General features: G+C 43.3%; 22 protein-coding genes and 1 riboswitch. Of the genes, 5 read left to right on the forward strand and 17 right to left on the reverse strand.

What is annotated here, in order from left to right; genetic code table 11:
- Positions 1 to 54: 54 nt before the first annotated feature.
- Positions 55 to 522 carry a GNAT family N-acetyltransferase gene (locus KNP93_RS12015; RefSeq protein ID WP_131504254.1) on the reverse strand — a complete coding sequence of 156 codons (468 nt, stop codon included), beginning with the start codon at positions 520 to 522 and terminating at the stop codon, positions 55 to 57.
- A gap of 31 nt (positions 523 to 553) precedes the next feature.
- Positions 554 to 1,069 carry a GNAT family N-acetyltransferase gene (locus tag KNP93_RS12020; protein WP_214855456.1) on the reverse strand — a complete coding sequence of 172 codons (516 nt, stop codon included), beginning with the start codon at positions 1,067 to 1,069 and terminating at the stop codon, positions 554 to 556.
- Between the two features lie 261 nt (positions 1,070 to 1,330).
- Between KNP93_RS12020 and murB the strand changes: the two genes are divergently transcribed.
- On the forward strand, positions 1,331 to 2,245 hold the full coding sequence (gene murB, locus KNP93_RS12025; RefSeq protein ID WP_114596878.1) for a UDP-N-acetylmuramate dehydrogenase: 915 nt from the start codon (positions 1,331 to 1,333) through the stop codon (positions 2,243 to 2,245).
- A gap of 97 nt (positions 2,246 to 2,342) precedes the next feature.
- Here murB and KNP93_RS12030 read toward each other — a convergent pair whose 3' ends face one another.
- Positions 2,343 to 3,566, reverse strand: coding sequence for an aminopeptidase (locus KNP93_RS12030; protein ID WP_214855458.1), 1,224 nt, complete (start codon positions 3,564 to 3,566; stop codon positions 2,343 to 2,345).
- Between the two features lie 98 nt (positions 3,567 to 3,664).
- Between KNP93_RS12030 and KNP93_RS12035 the strand changes: the two genes are divergently transcribed.
- On the forward strand, positions 3,665 to 4,084 hold the full coding sequence (locus KNP93_RS12035; protein ID WP_233494596.1) for a DUF1232 domain-containing protein: 420 nt from the start codon (positions 3,665 to 3,667) through the stop codon (positions 4,082 to 4,084).
- 95 nt (positions 4,085 to 4,179) lie between these two features.
- Here the strand turns inward: KNP93_RS12035 and KNP93_RS12040 are convergent, their stop codons facing one another.
- The gene (locus tag KNP93_RS12040) at positions 4,180 to 5,016 is read right to left on the reverse strand and encodes a formate/nitrite transporter family protein (RefSeq protein ID WP_026829220.1); all 837 of its coding nucleotides are present in this window, start codon (positions 5,014 to 5,016) and stop codon (positions 4,180 to 4,182) included.
- A 183-nt stretch (positions 5,017 to 5,199) separates the two neighbouring features.
- Positions 5,200 to 5,808 (reverse strand): hypothetical protein, encoded by a 609-nt coding sequence (locus tag KNP93_RS12045; protein WP_214855460.1) that lies wholly within the window; start codon positions 5,806 to 5,808, stop codon positions 5,200 to 5,202.
- Positions 5,809 to 5,947: 139 nt separating this feature from the next.
- Here KNP93_RS12045 and KNP93_RS12050 point away from each other — a divergent pair, with 139 nt between their 5' ends.
- The gene (locus tag KNP93_RS12050; protein ID WP_114596883.1) at positions 5,948 to 6,817 is read left to right on the forward strand and encodes a YitT family protein; all 870 of its coding nucleotides are present in this window, start codon (positions 5,948 to 5,950) and stop codon (positions 6,815 to 6,817) included.
- Positions 6,818 to 6,979: 162 nt separating this feature from the next.
- Positions 6,980 to 7,612 (forward strand): CHASE3 domain-containing protein, encoded by a 633-nt coding sequence (locus tag KNP93_RS12055; protein ID WP_131973637.1) that lies wholly within the window; start codon positions 6,980 to 6,982, stop codon positions 7,610 to 7,612.
- Positions 7,613 to 7,646: 34 nt separating this feature from the next.
- Here KNP93_RS12055 and KNP93_RS12060 read toward each other — a convergent pair whose 3' ends face one another.
- The 7 genes from KNP93_RS12060 to KNP93_RS12090 form a co-directional block, all read right to left on the reverse strand.
- Positions 7,647 to 8,012 (reverse strand): ArsR/SmtB family transcription factor, encoded by a 366-nt coding sequence (locus KNP93_RS12060; RefSeq protein WP_114596966.1) that lies wholly within the window; start codon positions 8,010 to 8,012, stop codon positions 7,647 to 7,649.
- 178 nt (positions 8,013 to 8,190) lie between these two features.
- Positions 8,191 to 8,634 carry a hypothetical protein gene (locus tag KNP93_RS12065; RefSeq protein WP_255508420.1) on the reverse strand — a complete coding sequence of 148 codons (444 nt, stop codon included), beginning with the start codon at positions 8,632 to 8,634 and terminating at the stop codon, positions 8,191 to 8,193.
- Positions 8,635 to 8,648: 14 nt separating this feature from the next.
- Positions 8,649 to 9,287 carry a thiamine phosphate synthase gene (gene thiE, locus KNP93_RS12070; protein WP_131973638.1) on the reverse strand — a complete coding sequence of 213 codons (639 nt, stop codon included), beginning with the start codon at positions 9,285 to 9,287 and terminating at the stop codon, positions 8,649 to 8,651.
- 4 nt (positions 9,288 to 9,291) lie between these two features.
- Positions 9,292 to 10,047 carry a hydroxyethylthiazole kinase gene (gene thiM / locus KNP93_RS12075; protein ID WP_188005160.1) on the reverse strand — a complete coding sequence of 252 codons (756 nt, stop codon included), beginning with the start codon at positions 10,045 to 10,047 and terminating at the stop codon, positions 9,292 to 9,294.
- A complete protein-coding gene (gene thiD / locus KNP93_RS12080; protein WP_131973640.1) occupies positions 10,028 to 10,837 on the reverse strand; it encodes a bifunctional hydroxymethylpyrimidine kinase/phosphomethylpyrimidine kinase in 810 nt (269 codons plus the stop codon). Before thiD ends, thiM begins: the two co-directional genes overlap by 20 nt.
- Positions 10,838 to 10,954: 117 nt before the next feature.
- A riboswitch (TPP riboswitch) is annotated at positions 10,955 to 11,065 on the reverse strand.
- A 60-nt stretch (positions 11,066 to 11,125) separates the two neighbouring features.
- A complete protein-coding gene (locus tag KNP93_RS12085; protein WP_214855462.1) occupies positions 11,126 to 12,403 on the reverse strand; it encodes a murein hydrolase activator EnvC family protein in 1,278 nt (425 codons plus the stop codon).
- Positions 12,404 to 12,609: 206 nt separating this feature from the next.
- Positions 12,610 to 14,052 (reverse strand): murein hydrolase activator EnvC family protein, encoded by a 1,443-nt coding sequence (locus tag KNP93_RS12090; protein WP_214855464.1) that lies wholly within the window; start codon positions 14,050 to 14,052, stop codon positions 12,610 to 12,612.
- Between the two features lie 256 nt (positions 14,053 to 14,308).
- On the opposite strand from KNP93_RS12090, the gene KNP93_RS12095 reads away from it, so the two are divergent.
- Complete coding sequence (locus KNP93_RS12095) at positions 14,309 to 14,716, forward strand: VOC family protein (RefSeq protein ID WP_131504267.1); 408 nt, start codon at positions 14,309 to 14,311, stop codon at positions 14,714 to 14,716.
- Between the two features lie 53 nt (positions 14,717 to 14,769).
- Here the strand turns inward: KNP93_RS12095 and KNP93_RS12100 are convergent, their stop codons facing one another.
- The 5 genes from KNP93_RS12100 to KNP93_RS12120 all read right to left on the reverse strand — a co-directional run bounded on the left by KNP93_RS12100 (position 14,770) and on the right by KNP93_RS12120 (position 18,110).
- Complete coding sequence (locus KNP93_RS12100) at positions 14,770 to 15,282, reverse strand: type 1 glutamine amidotransferase domain-containing protein (RefSeq protein WP_131973643.1); 513 nt, start codon at positions 15,280 to 15,282, stop codon at positions 14,770 to 14,772.
- A 30-nt stretch (positions 15,283 to 15,312) separates the two neighbouring features.
- Complete coding sequence (locus KNP93_RS12105; protein WP_165871683.1) at positions 15,313 to 15,483, reverse strand: hypothetical protein; 171 nt, start codon at positions 15,481 to 15,483, stop codon at positions 15,313 to 15,315.
- Between the two features lie 27 nt (positions 15,484 to 15,510).
- Positions 15,511 to 15,951 carry an Ohr family peroxiredoxin gene (locus tag KNP93_RS12110; protein ID WP_114596893.1) on the reverse strand — a complete coding sequence of 147 codons (441 nt, stop codon included), beginning with the start codon at positions 15,949 to 15,951 and terminating at the stop codon, positions 15,511 to 15,513.
- Positions 15,952 to 16,097: 146 nt separating this feature from the next.
- Positions 16,098 to 17,462 (reverse strand): hemolysin family protein, encoded by a 1,365-nt coding sequence (locus tag KNP93_RS12115; protein WP_114596894.1) that lies wholly within the window; start codon positions 17,460 to 17,462, stop codon positions 16,098 to 16,100.
- 165 nt (positions 17,463 to 17,627) lie between these two features.
- Complete coding sequence (locus tag KNP93_RS12120) at positions 17,628 to 18,110, reverse strand: DUF456 domain-containing protein (RefSeq protein ID WP_131973644.1); 483 nt, start codon at positions 18,108 to 18,110, stop codon at positions 17,628 to 17,630.
- Positions 18,111 to 18,126 lie beyond the last annotated feature (16 nt).

Below are 18,126 nucleotides of genomic sequence, written 5' to 3' on the forward strand. Positions count from 1 at the left end.
ACTGACTCACCTCCAGACAAAGTTCTTCCTGCTCTCTTCATCGGTTCGTCCGTCCTATTCCTGAAGTCTTTTTGAAACTTCCTTTACGCTCATCTGCATGTCCAGATGGGGAATTCCGTCCTCCAAATATACGTCCGATATTTCCTTAAAACCAAATGAACTGTAAAATTGTTTTAAATGTGCCTGAGCCTGAAGATCAATCAATGCTTCATCCTGTCCTTGAATGTGGGCAATCGCTTCATTCAGCAGTCTTCTCGCTACACCGTTTGACCGGTAATCGGTTTGTACCGCCACCCGACCGATTGCGACTGCGCCCGACGGCTTCCTCGGTAAGATACGCAGACAGCCAATCAAGCGTTCCCCGTCGTACGCTAGACCATGCAGCGCCTCTTGGTCACGGTTATCGAGTTCTGGATACGGACAGTTCTGTTCTACCACAAATATATCCGTTCTTAATTTTAATAATTGATATAAGCGTGCACCATCCAACTCATCAAATGCCATCCACTTCGTGTGATACATACCTGATCCGCTCCTCTGTACTTTTGAAAAATCAACCTCTGAACAGCCGGGATAACCGGCAAGAATAAATGACAACTGGAATTCCGTTAAAAATCGTATCTTTCTCCCATTGTAACCCATTCGCACGAGCGACATTTTGCGAAGAATGATTTTCTGGGTGCATGATTGAAATCAGACGATCATGTCCCCGTTCGAACGCTTCACGCATTAATCGTTTGGCCGCTTCCCTGCCATACCCTACTTTCCAATGAATGGGCGTCAACCAGTAGCCGACTTCTAATTCATCGATTCCATCAACTTGTTGTAAAACTAATCCGGCAAAACCCACGGGTTCATGCGTCTCTTTTTTGATCAACAGTAAAAAACCTGTTTGCCGTTCATCCTCATAACGATCGAATTGACGTTCGAACCAATTTCGCGCCTCATCTTCTTCCAGCATGACACCGCCGTTGATATACCGCATGACTTGTTCATTTTGCACAAGACTTTTATAAAAAGTAAAATCTTCTTCCACAAACGGTCGCATTTCCAGTCGTTCACTCTCCATTTCAATCTCCCGCTTTCCGAATAACAGTCTTTTCTTTATTTTTCCCTTTTTTACTTTCATTCATTCCTAATCCATTCATTTTTATAAAAAGAAAACAACATATACATGTTGATTCGATTACATTCTTCCCGAACAGCTTGCTTTTTATCTGTCAACTCTGTATTTTGGGAACAGTATGCTAAACATCAATCACGGAATTAGTGTAAAATATATTTTGAGCGTTTTTTTGGCTGAATGGAATTTATGAAAAAGGACTGAGACATGATGACTGAGCAATTGTTAGCTGGATTATATGAAGGTATTGCAAAAGAAGCTGTTTTAATTAATGAACCCTTAAAAAACCATACGTATACGAAGATGGGTGGATTGGCAGATCTTTTCCTCATCCCGTCGACATACGAAGAAACTGCCTTCGCCGTCCGGTATGCGTACGAAAATGATCTCCCGTTGACGATGCTCGGAAACGGCTCGAATCTCGTCGTCCGTGACGGGGGTATCCGTGGGATCGTTTTATCTTTTGAAAAGTTAACGGATATTTCGGTTGAAGGTCACGAACTGATTGCTCAAAGCGGTGCTGCGATTATTCAGGCTTCACGTATCGCCTACGACCATGCTTTAAGCGGGCTTGAATTCGCCTGCGGTATTCCCGGAACGATTGGCGGAGCCCTGATCATGAATGCCGGAGCATATGGCGGAGAAGTAAAAGACTGTCTCCACAGCGCAACCGTCTTGACACGTAAAGGCGAGTTATTGAATATCTCACAGGAAGAGCTTGAGCTCGGATACCGGACGAGCTGTTTTTCGAAAAAAGAGTACATCATTTTAGAAGGACGTTTTTCACTAACAGAAGGCGATCCTGCCCTGATCAAAGAAATGATGGATGATTTGACACATAAACGTGAGACAAAACAACCACTTGAATACCCTTCTTGCGGGAGTGTCTTTAAACGACCGGAAGGATATTTCGCTGGTAAATTAATTCAGGATAGCGGATTACAGGGTGCACGCATCGGTGGTGCAGAAGTTTCTCAAAAACATGCCGGTTTCATCGTCAACATCCAAGACGCGACAGCGACTGACTACATTTCGCTTATTCGCCACGTGCAGGAAACCGTTCAAGAAAAGTTCGGCATCTTACTTGAACCTGAAGTGAAAATCATCGGAGAAGAAGCTTAATTCTTTTCAAGCACATCAGATCAAAAAAGGGAGCCAACCGACATGTTCATCATGTCCGGTGGCTCCCTTTTTTCTTTCCAATACGCAAAAATCTTTATCAGATTGCCCAGTTTCCGTCACGCATCAGTGGTTCGCGTGTACCATCAGACAATTCGCCGTCAATTGACATCTGACCTGAACCAATCATGAAATCGACGTGTGTCATTGAATCGTTCGCACCTTGTGCGGCTAATTCTTCGTTCGACAAACCTGGTCCATTTTCAAGGCAAGTGGAATAGGCGCGACCAATCGCCAAGTGACATGAAGCATTCTCGTCAAACAACGTATTGTAGAACAAAATACCGGAATCTGAAATCGGTGAGTGATGAGGCACGAGGGCCACTTCTCCGAGATAACGGGCACCTTCATCCAATGAGATGAGTTCGTCAAGCGCTGCTTGTCCCTGTTTCGCTTCAGCTTTAACGATTTTTCCGTCTTCGAACCATAACGTGAATTCATCAATCAGGTTCCCGCTGTAGCTGAGTGGTTTTGTGCTTGACACATGACCGTTGACGCCCGTTTTCTTCGGTAACGTGAAGACTTCTTCCGTCGGCAGGTTGGCGATGAAGTCGACGCCATCCGCATTCGGTCCACCTCCACCGAGCCAGACGTGACGCTCCGGCAATTCAATCGTCAGTTCTGTACCTGGTGCTGAATAATGCAACTTATTGTATTTCTTTTCTATCAGGAAGGTAGCTTTCGTCCGCAAGTTGGCATCATGTTGCTCCCAAGATACGACCGGATTGTCCTGGTCGACACGTGTCGCTTTCAAGATTGCATCCCATAGGTCTTCTACAGCGTTTTCTGAGTCTGGGAATACCTTTGCCGCCCAGGCATCTGACGGCGCTGCAATGACGCACCAACTGACGTTATCGCTCATGACGAACTTGCGCCAATTTGCCAACGCAACACCAGCGGCTTTGTTCGCTCGTGCAATTCGACTTGATTCCACACCGTTCAATAAATCCGGATCTTCACTGACAACGGACAAGAAGGCTGTTTTTTCCTCTGCCAATTGATCAAAACGGGCTTTTAACCATTCCGGGAATGCATCAAATGAATCTTCCGGTGCATCAAAATAACGGATTTTCGTCATTTCGTCATCTGACCATTGAACGTAGACATTTGAAGCTCCCACTTCATAAGCAACACGCGTGATTTCACGGACTAACGGTGCATTTTCAATCCCCGCCCGAATTTCGAGCTGTTGACCGGCTTGCAGGTTGATTCCTGTACGTACGGCAAGTGCAGCATACTTTTTTAATTGTTCTTGAGTCGGCATTATGTAATCCCCTTTCAACTATTACTCTTATTTTCACGAAATAGTTGCAATTTTGCAAGAAATAAGGCGAAACTAGAGATACAGAAGGAGTGTTGATGATGGAATTTACACCAGGAGATTTTAAATCCGCTTATACCTATTTCCACCGACAAGCATTAACAGCTGTCGGAAATGCGAAAGCACAAGAAGACTTATTAATCCAAGGAGAACTCGGATTAGCCCGGTTGACGACAGACCTTGCCTCTGAGGACGGCTCGGATGTCGAACGCGAAGCAGAACTTGTTCTTTACTTCCAACTCAAACAGTTGCTCGACATGTTACGCGCTTTGTACAACAAACGTTTCGAGATGCAACCGGAACAGGAGCAACTTTTATTGACCGCTGTTCTTTACTTCACGTCCCCGGTCGATGCTTTACCTGACGAAAATATTTTAGGACTGTTTGATGATGCCCAAATCGTCGAGGCTATTTATGAAGAACTGGCCGCAGATGTTGATCGTTTTCAACACCTTGAATGACAACAGGCACTAATGGCAAACATCAAAAAAAGAAGGATCCGATTTTTTCATCGGATCCTTCTTTTTTTGCTCTTCAACGCATAGAACTTACCATTTTACGCTTTTTGTTTTGAAGCGATATTGATTGTTGCGGCCTGTTCGTTCGATTGATCTACTTCAAGCTTCGATTTATTGAGCCATGTGTAAACCATTCCCATGAACAGTGCTCCACCGATAATGTTTCCCAACAACGCCGGAACCAGGTTATGAATCGCGCCGGCAAAGGAAATCGCTTCCGGATGCGGGACGACTAAAGCAAGTGAGAACAATGCCATGTTGGCAATGACATGGTCAAAGCCGGATGCAAAGAATACAGCGACCAAAATCATCATCATCATGATTTGTGCGAGTTCATTTTTCATGTTTTTCGGAATGAAAATCGCTAGACAGACCATCCAGTTACAGAAAATGGCTCGTGTAAAGATCTCCCATGTCGTATGATGAATTTTCGTCTCGGAAACAGCAAACAACCAGTTCTCCATTCCAAGTTCCTGAATAATCCCTGTTTGTGAGAAAAGTAAAGCGAAAGCGAGTCCACCGAGACCGTTCCCGATGAAACATAATGTCCATACTTTAAACGTATCCATTTTCGAAGTGAAACCACGCATTGTCGACGTCGTGAAATACATCGTATTTCCGGTAAATAATTCTGCTCCCCCGTACACGATCAAGACAAGCGCGACACCAAACGTTAACCCACCGACCAGTGTCGTAACCGGTGATTCATTTAAATATAAACCGTTGATTGCTTTAAGTGTAAATATGATGGCAAAACCAATGAATACTCCTGCTAACATCGCTCGAACCAAATATTCGAGCGGACGCATCCGTAGCATTTGCGTCGATTTGACAGCTTTTTTCCGTAATCCTTCTAATGCTTCTACTTCATTCATTGTAGAAACCCCGCTTTCTTTTGTTCAGCACTTCACAATGTCTGTTCATTTATTATCATACTTCCATCTTATAAGATGTTCAAGTCATGAATAGACACTATTTAGCGTTTTATTAAAAGAAAAGGATGTAACCGATACCATTGTGTCAAGTTTGTGAAAAGTGCTTTTTCTTGGTGAATACAACTACTTTTCAGGAAGGATCCGCAACGATTCTTGGAACTTTTCAAAGAATACCGCCCGCCTGGAATCTACGAGTACATAGTCCTCGACAACGACACGATTAAACCGGTTTGCGGAAGAACTGGCACGTTCAATATCCCGGGGTGTATAGTCTTCAATACGTAGTCTGTCCATATCAAACGTGACATCAGAAAATGAGTCCCGATAATGAATTTGAAGTTCGGATAAATCAGATACACTCAAAAAAAGTGCTAACGTATGATGCATGATCAACTTGGATAAACGACTTTCCAAAAATGAGGCCTTGCCGGATTCGATCATCTTCCCGCTGCTTCCTGTCCAGTCCGCCTGTTCTTTTTCGGTAGGTTTGTATGTCAGCTTGACTGCCGTACCATCCACTGTTACACCGGTCAGCACTTCGGAAAACGGCAACTGCTTGACCAATTCTTCAATCGCAGCGGTATTGGACACTGATGTCCCGACATGACGTGCAATGACATGACCATCTTTAAAACTTTCTTCTTCCGGTGGCTGCTGCTGATTCCAGACGACCCACGAACCTGCCGACAGCCCGATCCCGATACACAGAATGAACAGTATGATTTTTTTCAAAAAAATGCTCTCCTTTCTTAAAACCAGCTGATCTTATTGTTCTTTTTTCAAATCAGGGGTTGAATTAATCTTCATATCAGCGTACTCTTGCAGGCAGATACTTTATGGAGGAGGAGCATGAGATTTCTCATCACTTACAATGAAAACTAAACAGCCTGCAAAGAAAAAACGTACAGAGAAAATCGGTTTTCTCTTGATTGGGACATTGCTGTACTCGTTGTACATCAGTCTTCTCTTGTCGCCAAACGATATCGGATCCGGCGGAATCATGGGAATCACACTTATTGTTCAGGAATTATTCCACACGCCAATTGGTTTGACACAACTTGTCTTAAACATTCCACTTTTTTTACTTGGATTTCGTTTTTTGAGAAAACGTTTTATGTTTTTATCCGGTCTCATCGTCCTGGCTTCATCATTTTTAATTGATTGGATTCCGACGCAAATCGTTCCGGAATCCTTAAATGATCCACTGGTTGCTTCCATCTTTGCCGGCCTCGTCTCTGGTTTAGCGATGGCTTTAATTTTCTTTGGCGGCGCCTCGACAGGCGGACTCGACATCCTCGGAAAATTCTTTTATGCCCGCTTTCACAATTGGCCGCTTCCCCGTATTTTTTTAATGCAGGATTTAGTCATCTATGTACTCGTCTGGTTCGTATTTGATTTGAAGCATGTCATGTATGCGTTAATCATGAGTTTCGTTCGGGCGAAAGCACTTCAGACGGTGTATAGTTTTTACTCCGCTTCTAAACAATGTATCATCATTTGTGAAAAAGCCGATGAAATCAATGAAGTAATCACAAAAGAACTCGGACGTGGCGTAACAATTCTTGATGCACGTGGCGGTTATTCGAAACGGACGAAAAAGATGGTCTATGTCGTCGTCCAGAATAATGAAATTCTCAAACTCCAGGAAATTGTGTCCTCTGTCGAATCAAACGCTTTTGTTACGTTTTCTGAAATTCATACGGTCTTCGGGAACTATAAAGAACACTCCTATTCTTTTTAATCGTCTAACATTCTGTAGCCGCTACACTCGTTGTAGCGGTTTTTTGTGTATAATACGCAAAATCAAAGAAAATGTTCCATATTTTTTTGAATAATCCTTCACTTTTTGGGAAATAGTGGTTAAGCTAATGACATTAAGTTTTGTAGAAAAAGGATGGATTGTATGAATCAACTATGGCGGCACTGTATCATCCTCATCCTGATTGTCAGTCTGTTTGCCTCGATTCCCCTTTTGTATGCCTTAAGCGGATATCGTACAATTTCTAATTTGACGGAAGAGATGCATACACAAGATATTCTAATGATTAAACAAGTCGACCAATTGATCGAACATAATCGCGATCGGGCAAATGCCGTTCGCGGCCTGTTATTATATGAAGATGACCGTTACATTGAACAATATTACTTTTCCACTTCTAAAGTTCATGATTTGCGACGTGTACTGAATTCATCCAATCAGACACCCGGTGCGGTTAAAGATTTACTATTACGTAACAATGTGTGGGAGGAAGAGATTCAAGAAGTTTTTACCGTTTACGAAACAGATCATCCGCAACGTGCTAAAAAATTAGCCAAGCAAACAACTCAAACCACACAAACGATTCTTGAAGACTTGTCACAAATCAAAGAAAAATTATATCGTGATCTTGAACAAAAATTGGAATTGACTACTGAAATGACGGCAGAGTATAAACGTATGTCCTTCAGCCTGTCGATTTTAGCTTTCTTGTTGATTGCAACGACTATCATCTTATTTCACCGATCTAAAAACACAACAAACACGTATCGTCCATGAGAACGATACGTCTTTGTTGTGTTGTTCAGTACACTCAAGAGGACGCCTTGCCTTCATTTACATGCTCCATTGCTAAGTGAACGAGCGACGATACATGATGATCGTCCAGCGAATAGTAGACGACCTTACCTTCTTTTCTATATTTCACCAGTCCTTGTTTCAACAAGGTACGGAGATGGTGAGAAGCTGTTGCAATCGAACAATCCACCGAAGCCGAAACATCACAGACACAAAGTTCCTCTTCCACCGTCAAGGCGTAAGCAATCCGTAACCGTGTGGCATCTGACAAGACTTTGAACAACTTTCCAATGTCTGTCGTTGGAATCGTATCAACGACTTGTCCAATCTCTTCTGCACGTACTTGATCAATGGCAATCGTTTCACAACGTGGTGCATCCACCGTCATCACCTCTTTCCCTTTCATTCCACCATCGTTTCAAGTGAATTGCAAGAAAATCACTTCAGGACTCAACTAGTGCCTGCTATTCCAAAAATCGGAAACTCAAAAAAGTCTGTTTCCCGTCGTTTAGAGCGGAAAGCAGACTTTTTCATTGGACATTCCTGTTTGAATCATTTTTTCATTTCTCACGGTTTCGTCTTGAGATCGCGTAAAAGAACCAGCCACCTAAAAAATTTCCGATATCCCAGACAATCCGGTTTGAATCGACAGCACGCACACCGATATCGATCACGCCTGTACTTTTCAAACGTTCTTTATAGCGGTTCCGTAAAAAGCACGGTAACGGAAGAGGTAACATCATCCGGTAAAAAATATCCAGATGTGTGTGCCCCCAGATTTCAGTTGCGATTGAACTCGTTTGGATGAGCAAGGAACGTTTATACTGTTGTCGGTATTTATTCTTTAATAACACAGCTAATTGATACGAATAACGATTCGGGAAAGGAAATAGAGCTGCACCTAAATGATATTTCCCGCGATTATCGATTCGAATGACTTGTGGTTCGATTTTATACCGAATCCAGCGTCCTCGAAATCGAACAGACTGCCATTTCACGACCATCACCTCTACGTGAACTATACCCTGCCTGAGGCGCTCTGACGCACTTGTTTCACGGTCGTCTTAAAATTTTTCGTCGTTCGTTCAATGTCTTCACTTGCAAATAAAGCTGAAACAACGGCATATCCGTCCACTAGAGAACCAAGTTCCGGAACGTTTGTTTCAGTAATTCCACCGATTCCCACCAACGGGATATGAACGGCTTTACGAATCTGTTCCAACGTCGCTCGCGCCATGAATGTCGCATCTTGTTTCGTTGCTGTCGGAAAGAGTGAACCGACCCCTAAATAATCTGCGCCTTCCCGTTCTGCTGCAACAGCTTGTTCCACTGTTGAAACAGAAACACCAATCGTCGCTTCCGGTAACAAACGGCGCGCTTCAATTAAGGGAATATCATCTTGACCGATATGCAAACCGGCATCGACCAGCAAAGCGATATCAATCCGATCATTGATAATGAACGGAATATCGTAACGTGCGGTGAGATCTTTTAATGCAATGGCTGATTCCAGAAAAGTTTTACCGGAACTGTCTTTTTCCCGTAATTGAACAACCGTTGCGCCTCCTTTAATCGATGCTTCGACGGCGTCTGCCAGGGAAAGATGTGGATGCAAGCGTCGATCGGTCACGGCATAAATCAAATATTCACTGTCCATTCATTTATACCTCCGGCAAACTTTTTTCTGTCATCAAACTCACTGCATCGAACAGCCCGGTTCGAAAACCTCCGATACCGGGAGAATCCTCAGCCGACTCCCCTGCTTTTCCCATAGCATACGTCCCAAATACGGCTGCCTCAAAACGATCGTATCCTGCTCCTAAAAACGTCGCAATCAAAGAAGCGGTCATACATCCCGTTCCCGTGACTTGGCCAAGACGTTTCGTCCCGACATCCAGATGATACTGGCGATTTCCATCTGTCACAAAATCAATCGGACCCGTTACGACGATGAGTTGTTTCGTTTCACCTGCAAAGGTATGGACACTTTGAAAATCCAGGGATTCTCCTTCGGCAACATCCACTCCTTTCGTTCGAGCGGCCTGTCCGAGCAATGTCTTGATTTCCGATGCATTTCCTTTGATGACCGTAAAGGTGATTTCATCCATTAACTGCTTCATAAAATCTGTTCTTAATGTCGTCGCTCCTGCGCCTACCGGATCCAAAATGACCGGTTTCCCCAATCGGTTAGCCGTTTTTCCTGCTAAAAGTTGGGCTTGGCGCATGTCCGGATTGATCGTCCCTGTATTGATTACGACGGCATCTGCGTGCCTGACCATTTCTTCCACTTCCAGCAGGTCATCTGCCATCACAGGAGAGCCACCAAGTGCCAGTGTCATATTGGCGCAGTCATTAATGGTTACAGTATTCGTTAAATGATGAATCAACGGTTTTTTATCATGGATGCGTCGTAACATGTGTATCCCTCCAGAGTTCATGAAAATGATGCGTCGGACCAACACCGCGTCCGAGCGCAAAGCCGTGGCGAATGGCTTCCGTCACATAACGTTTTGCATAACGGATGCTGTCTTCCACTGAAAGACCAAGTGCAAGATAGGAAGCGATGGCAGCAGATAATGTACAGCCTGTACCATGGGTATGACGGGACTCGATCCGTTCTTGTTCAAAGACGACATATCGCCCGTCTGTATATAAAAGGTCAGTAGCGTCCCGTCCCTCCAAATGTCCGCCCTTGAGCAAAATAGCACCCGTCCGTTTTTCAGCCAGTTTTTCCGTCGCCTGTTTCATATCGGCAAGCGAGTGAATCGTTCCGCCAATCATCCGCTCGATTTCAGGAATATTCGGAGTCACAAGTGTAGCCAATGGTAACAGCTGTTCGAGCAAGGCATGTTCTGCATCCGGTTGCAACAAGCTATAACCCCCTTTCGCGACCATGACCGGGTCGAGAACAACCGGAAGTTGATGTTTTTCCAGTTGTTGTGCAATCACTCGGATGGTGTCTTGATTGGAAACCATTCCAATCTTGACCGCATCGACACGGATATCGGAAAAGATGGATGTCAGCTGTGCTTCCACGAGCTCCGGGGATACGTCCTCGACCGCTTGAACACCTAACGTATTTTGTGCCGTAATCGCCGTGATGACGCTCATTCCGTATACACCGAGTGCCGAAAACGTTTTTAAATCTGCTTGAATTCCAGCTCCACCTCCGGAGTCGGATCCAGCAATCGTCAATACGTGTTTCATTCCAATTCCTCACTTTCCTGGGAGCAAATAAGGAGAAAACGGACAACAAAAAGCGCCGTCCGCTGTAAAAAAGCAGACGACGCCATGAACAACCAGTTCTACTGATTGAAGTCTTCATGTCTTCGATCTCAACTTTCCTACGCTGGTATTATCCAGTTCAGGTGACAGGGTCGAAAACAGAATAGTTTTCCTCTCAGCCGGACTCCTCCAGCTCCCCTAGTTGCTCGTAATTTAAATTCTTTTTCACTGTATCACAGCACCATTAAAAAAACGAGCCGAAGCTCGTTTTTAAAGGTATCCAAGTGGATTGACCGTGTTAGCTGGTCCTGTCGCACTGTATTGGTATCCACCGATATGCAATTCAAAGTGTAGATGCGGTCCTGTCGAATTCCCGGTACTGCCAAGAGTACCAAGCGTTTGACCTTGAGTTACCGTCTGACCTGCCGAAACCGATAACGAATTCATATGACCGTACACTGTTGTATACACCTGACCGTCAAGGAAATGCGAAATCATGACATGATTCCCATAAGGTCCGCCGCTACCAGCCGTAATGACTGTTCCGGAAGCTGCTGCTCGAATCGGTGATCCGACGGGTCCACTGAAGTCGACACCATTATGGAACGTATAGCCGTTCGCTCCACTAGCCGGTCCAAAACCTTGTGAAACACCGCCTGAAGCCGGACGAATAAACTTCGCCGATCCTGTCGGCACACTGCTGACAGGAGTCGGAAGAACCGTTGCTTCGCTTGACTCACGCGTTGATTTTGCCGCCTCTTTTGCAGCACGTTCAGCTGCTTCTTTTTCAGCGGCCGCTTTTTCTGCTGCTGCTTTCGCTGCTGCTTTTGCTGCCGCAATCGCTCTTTCTTGAGCCTCTAAAGTCGCTTGTAATTCTTTTGCATTTAACAGTTTAGTCGTGAACTTTGTTTTCCCTTTACGTAATTTATTCAGGGTCGCACTCCGTTCTTTCATCTGTTGTTTTAACTGTTTCTTTTGGACGAGTAACGACTCTTTCTCTTGAACACGCTCCGCCTTTTTAGCAATAAGATTTTTTTTCATTTCTGCTAGCTTTTCTTGTGTTTCCAAATAAGCAGAAATCATTTTATCGTCTTGTTCGGCAATTTTTTTACCTGCCATAACACGACTAAACAAATCACCCAAGTTTTTCGAACCAAAAATGACTTCTTCCCATTTTATAGAATTACCATCATTTTCTTGAAGGACACGTAAGCGGTCCCCAAGCAATTCTTCTTGCCAAGTGAGCATGATTTCGTAGCGGGCGATTTCCGCCTCAAGATCTTCAATTTGGAGATTCAATTGTTTAATCTGCTTGTTTTTTTCCGAAATCCTGAAAATATTTTCGTTGATGGCCGCATCAATTTTATTGATTTCGCGTTGCTCTACCGATATTTTAGCTTCCTGTTTTTTGATGGCTTTTTCCAAGCGACGTTGCTCTGTTGCATTTTGAGATTTCTTTTCTTTAATCGTTGCAGCTTGACCAGAAGTCGGCACAGTGGATACAAGTAACGCCCCTAACAATACCGTTGCAAACAATTTTTTAAACATGTTTGGTTTCCTCGCTTATGTATGATTTCTTATTTAAAAAGTATTTAATTCAAAGTATTTCTGTCTGAGATTGATTATAGCACCGTAATAGTTTCAGGAAAATTTCATTTGTGTTTCAACTGAAAGCGTTTTATTTTAATATAACATTTTATGTTTTTATAAAAACATAAAAAAACGACTGCCGCAGCAATCGTCTTTTCTCGTTATTATAACATCGACATTGGATTTACAGAATTTGCTGGTCCTGAAGCACTGTAGCTGTAACCACCTACATGAATTTCAAAGTGTAAGTGTGGGCCTGTTGAGTTCCCAGTGCTACCAAGGGCTCCGATTTGTTGTCCTTGACTGACACGTTGTCCGGCATGTGCATTTAACGAACTCATATGCGCGTAAACTGTTGTATACGTTTTTCCATTTAATTGGTGTGCAATCATGACATGATTACCGTACGGACCACCACTTGATGCAGTGATGACTGTCCCTGTTGCCGCTGCAACAATCGGGGTACCGACTGGAGCGCCGAAATCAATACCATTGTGGAAAGAGTAACCATTCGAACCGCTTGCTGAACCATATCCTTGTGTGATTGATCCACTTGTTGGATGAATAAACATAGAAGAAGATGATGGTGCAGGCGTTGGTGCCGCTGGTTCTGGTTCTGGTGTTGGTGCTGCTTTTGGCACAGTCACATATGGTGTAGATTGTTTTGTTGAAGTTGCAGGTGCTGACGATTTTTGTTCCGCTTGTGCTGCTGCTTTAGCAGCGGCCGCTTCTGCCGCCTGTTGTTCAGCTGCTGCTTTTTGAGCCGCTGCTGCTTGTGCCGCTTGTGCTTCTGCACGTGCTTTTGCTTCACGTGCCGCTTGTGCTTGACGCTCTTTTTCGATTCTTGCTTCACGTTCGCGTGCTGCTTTTTCAGCTGCAATCGCTTGTTCTTGTGCAATCAAAATTTGTTGTACTTCTTTTGCATCCATCAATTGCGTTTCAAATTTCTTTTTTTGTTTCCGGAGTTCTTTTAAGCGTTTGTTTCGTTCTTTAAGCTGTTGCTCAAGTTCAGCTTGTTGACGTTTTAGTTCTTGTTTCTCCGTCACAAGTTTAGCTTTTTTATCTTTTAGTTCTTGTTGAGCAGCTGCTAATTTCTTTTGTGTGTTTTGATAGTCGGTAATCATTTTATCGTCTTGTTGCGAGATTGATTTCCCTGCTAACACACGGCTGACAAGATCTCCGACATCCTTTGAACCAAAGATGACTTCTTCCCATTTAATGGAGTTCCCATCATTTTCTTGCATGACACGAAGGCGGTCACCAAGCAGCTTTTCCTGACGCTTTAATTTCGCTTTATACTTTTTAATCTGTTTCCCAAGTTCAACGATTTCAGCTTCAGTTGCTTTAATTTGACGATCTTTTGTTTCAACTGCAAATATTTTTTCGTTTAATGCTTCGTCTAGACGATTCACTTCTTGCTGAGTCTTCGAAATTTTTTGTCCTTCTTGATTCACAGACGATTCTAAGTTTTTTTGAGTATTAGCATTTTCTTGTTGTTTTTGTTCATTTTTAGCTTTTTGTTCACTTAAGTCATCTGCTGCTACGAAGTGAGGAGTCGATGAAAGAATAAGTGCGGAAACGATGAGCGACGCGAACGTTTTTTTCATGTAGTATTCCCTCTTTTTCTGTGTGGTTTATATAAGTAATCGAATGATGTTATTTAAATTTAATAATACTTTTTAAAAATTATAAGAACGTTTTTGATTATAGCATTCATTTTCCCTCTATTATATTTCAGTGAGATGTCATTTTTGATAAGTTCTCTTTTCGCCTTTATATAGATCCTTCAATCGAACCTTCTACATTGCGTGTTGGGAAAGAGTTTGACACACTATGACTATCGAAGTAAAGGAGGAACTGTTTATGCATTTGGACCATACTGGCATCGCTGTCCGGGATATGCAGGAAGCGATTACGTTCTATACGACTATCTTGGGAGGGACATTGATCCGTGAGTACAGTAATCCGACGCCCGGGGTTGCTTCTAATATTGCTGTCATTGAATTTGAAGATGCGCACATTGAGTTGTTGACTCCGACAAGTCCGGAAAGTCCGATTGCCCGTTTTTTAAAACAACGGGGAAAAGGTGTCCACCATATTGCTTATCGTGTGGATGATTTGGATCAAGCCATTAAAGAGGCAAAAGAACGGGGAATTACATTTTTAGAAGATACGTACCGCCAAACTCCGCTCGGCCGACGATTGATCTATATGGATCCCCGGCATTCGCATGGTGTCATTACCGAACTCTGTGATTATCCAGAGAACTAAAAATGAGCGTTCGCTGACCTAAGTCAACGAACGCTCATTTTTACTTTAAACAGTTATCCTAATTTTGCTAACATTTCGCGATTAAATGCCGGGATATCATCCGGTTGACGGCTTGACACGAAGTTGTCATCGACGACCACTTCATTGTCTTCATATGTCACACCCGCATTCTCTAAATCAATTCGAATGGATTTATATCCTGTCATTTTACGTCCCTTGACAATCTTTGCATTGATCATCAATTGTGGACCGTGACAGATGGAAAAGATTGGTTTTTTAGATGAATCAAACTCTTCCGTAAATGTAACGAAACGATCGTCTTCACGAAGTAAGTCCGGTGAAAAACCGCCCGGAATCAACAATGCATCAAAGTCTGAAGAAGAAGTTTCATCAATTGTTACATCGACTTTCACTTTTGCTTCTTCTTGTTTCCCGACTAATTCCGCACCTTTTTCTGTTCCGATGACTGTCACTTCATGACCCGCTTCTTTTAACGCATCGACAGGTCCGGTAAATTCTACATCTTCGAAATGATCTGCAAGCACAACTGCTACTTTTTTCCCCATTTCATTCATCCCCCCAAATAAAAATTTATATTACTTATCAAGTCCTCGATCTCTTGGTGACACCGGATCATCCGGCATCTGATCTTTACCTTTTAAAACTTCTTTTTGCTGTTCGGGTGAAAGCTCAAGTTCCTTGTCTGTCAAACGTTTTCGTTCATCTTCAAACTTTTCGTTTGGTCGATCCGTTTCTTTTGGAGACATCTTACTTCCCTCCCTCTTCAGAACAAATCAGTTCTCTAAGGATTCTACTACTTTGACCGATAAATCAACATCAATGTTGCCGCGTGTTGCTTTTGAATACGGGCAGAATTGGTGTGTTTTTTCGAGTAAGTCTTTTGCTTCTTCTTCTGTTACGCCAACTACTTCAACAACAAGCTTAGCAGCAATTTTGACGCCGCCTGCTTCTTCGTCTTCGAGTAAGCTGACTTCGGAATTCGTACGTGTCTCGACACGTTTTTTATCTTGGCGGGCCATCAAGTTGAATGCCCCGTCAAAGCATGCAGCGTATCCTGCTGCGAATAATTGTTCTGGATTTGAAGTAGGAATATTTTCTTTGCCTTTCGTACCCGGCATCACAAGATCTAAATTGATTACGTTATCGTCAGAGGCGACCTTTCCATCGCGTCCGCCTACTGCAGTTGCACGTGAAGTAAGAATTGTTTTCGTCATGAATAAGAACCCCTTTATCCGCTAATTTTGGTAGCTTGTTTTGGCCACATAAACTGTATTACCACTGTCTGGAGAAGAATAAACAATCAAAGGTATTCTTTCTGACAAAAAAAGACCACACCGAAGTGTAGTCCTGTTCCTTACATTCAAACGATTTCTTCTGTAACGGGTTCTTTTTCCGGTAACTGCAAGTAAATTGATTTAACTTGATGGTTGTCGACTTCCATGACTTTGACCGTATGGTTTTTGTAACGGAATTCCTGACCACTCGATACTTCCGTATCCTGCGCCATGACCCAGCCACCAATCGTGTCAATATCTTCTTCTTCAATTCCAAGGTTAAAGCGTTCGTTTAAATCATCAATCAGAACTCGACCTGAAATCCGGTACAAGCGCTCATGAATCTGTTCAATATCTGCTTTTTCGTCTTTGTCAAACTCGTCCCGGATTTCACCGACGATTTCTTCGAGGATGTCTTCCATCGTGATGACACCGGCCGTTCCGCCGTATTCATCGATGACAAGCGCCATCGGTGTACGTTCGACCTGCATCTTCAACATCGCATCCTGCAAGGGCGAGTATTCCGAGACAATTGGAAGGTTGTGTACATAATAGCTCAAGGCTTTCCCTTTGTTCGCCATATGATCCGTAAACAACTGCTTCGCGTTGATAAAACCTAAGATTTTATCTTTGTCGCCTTCTTCTGCAACCGGATATCGCGTGAATTGATACTCTTCGACAAGGGCGATGATATCTTCCATCGACGCATCGTTCGAAATCGTAATCAAGTCTGTTCGCGGAAGCATGATATCTTTCGCAATCCGCTCATCAAACGAAAAAATATTCTGCATATACGAAAGTTCTGTTTGATTGATTTCACCGCTCTTGTAGCTTTGCGTCATGATGATTTTGATTTCTTCTTCCGAGTGGGCATCTTCATGACCAACCGGTTCGACTCCAAACAAACGCAAGAAGACACGGGCAGATCCGTTCAGCAACCAAATGACAGGTTTCATGACTTTCCCGAACCAGTAAAGCGGCGGGGCAAGCAACATCGTAATGGCTTCTGTTTTTTGAATAGCCAGCGATTTAGGGGCAAGTTCTCCAAGGACGACGTGTAAAAATGTCACGACGGAAAAAGCTAACGTAAAGGAAACAACCGTCGAGACCGATTCCGGAAGCGCAATCTCCTTGAATACCATTGCAAGAATCGCACCGACCGTCGACTCCCCTAACCATCCCAATCCAAGGGCCGTCACGGTAATTCCAAGCTGACAGGCGGATAAATAATAATCCAGGTTGTCTAATAATTTCTTAGCCGTCTTCGCGGTTTTACTGCCTTCTGTGATCAATTGATCGATTCGGGACATTCTCATTTTGACAACTGAAAATTCTGCTGCGACAAAAAAAGCGGTCAACACAATTAATAGTGCAATAATCAAAAGCCGAATGATAATCGTTGTTGTATCGAATGTCTCCACTGCGTGTGTACTGTCCAATCGTTTCCCCAAACTAAGGGGATTCACCTCCATTTAAATTAAGCCGACAATCCTCTTATCGGTCTTCTCCATCAAAAAGAAGCTTGTTTTTAATGAACAAGCTTCTCTACTTTTTCATATTCATACTATAACGGAACTCTCGGAAAATGTGTACTTGCAGATAATCTTTCTTTTTCTTCACACGACGTACATGATGAATACGACAATCATTAATAACATCGCGATTCCTTTTAACAAGGCACTCGACAGGATTCCCAGTACGGTCCCGATTCCGATCGAAACAGAGTCTGACCACGTTTTTTTACTGATGATTTTTTCTGTTAAAATCGCAAAGACGAACGGAAAAATCAACAATCCGATACCCGGCAGGATGAAGGGACCGGCAATCAAGCCGACGGTCGTTGCAATTTTCGCAGCCTGCGAGCCTCCACGCCGGTCGACGGTATACGAACTGACCAGGTAATCCAGTGTAAACAACAAAATGATGAAAATGGCCTGAATGATCCAGAAACTGACGGTTAACTCAGTGAAGCCAAATCCAAATCCATAAATTAAAAATCCAATGACGAGTAAAGGTGCGCTTGGAATGACGGGATAAACCAGTCCTGCGAAAGCAGCTAAAAAACAAACTGCAATCAAACTCCATAATATGATGGTCATGCCAATCTCCTACTTT

The organism is Exiguobacterium sp. s166 (assembly GCF_018618855.1).
Taxonomy (GTDB): domain Bacteria; phylum Bacillota; class Bacilli; order Exiguobacteriales; family Exiguobacteriaceae; genus Exiguobacterium_A.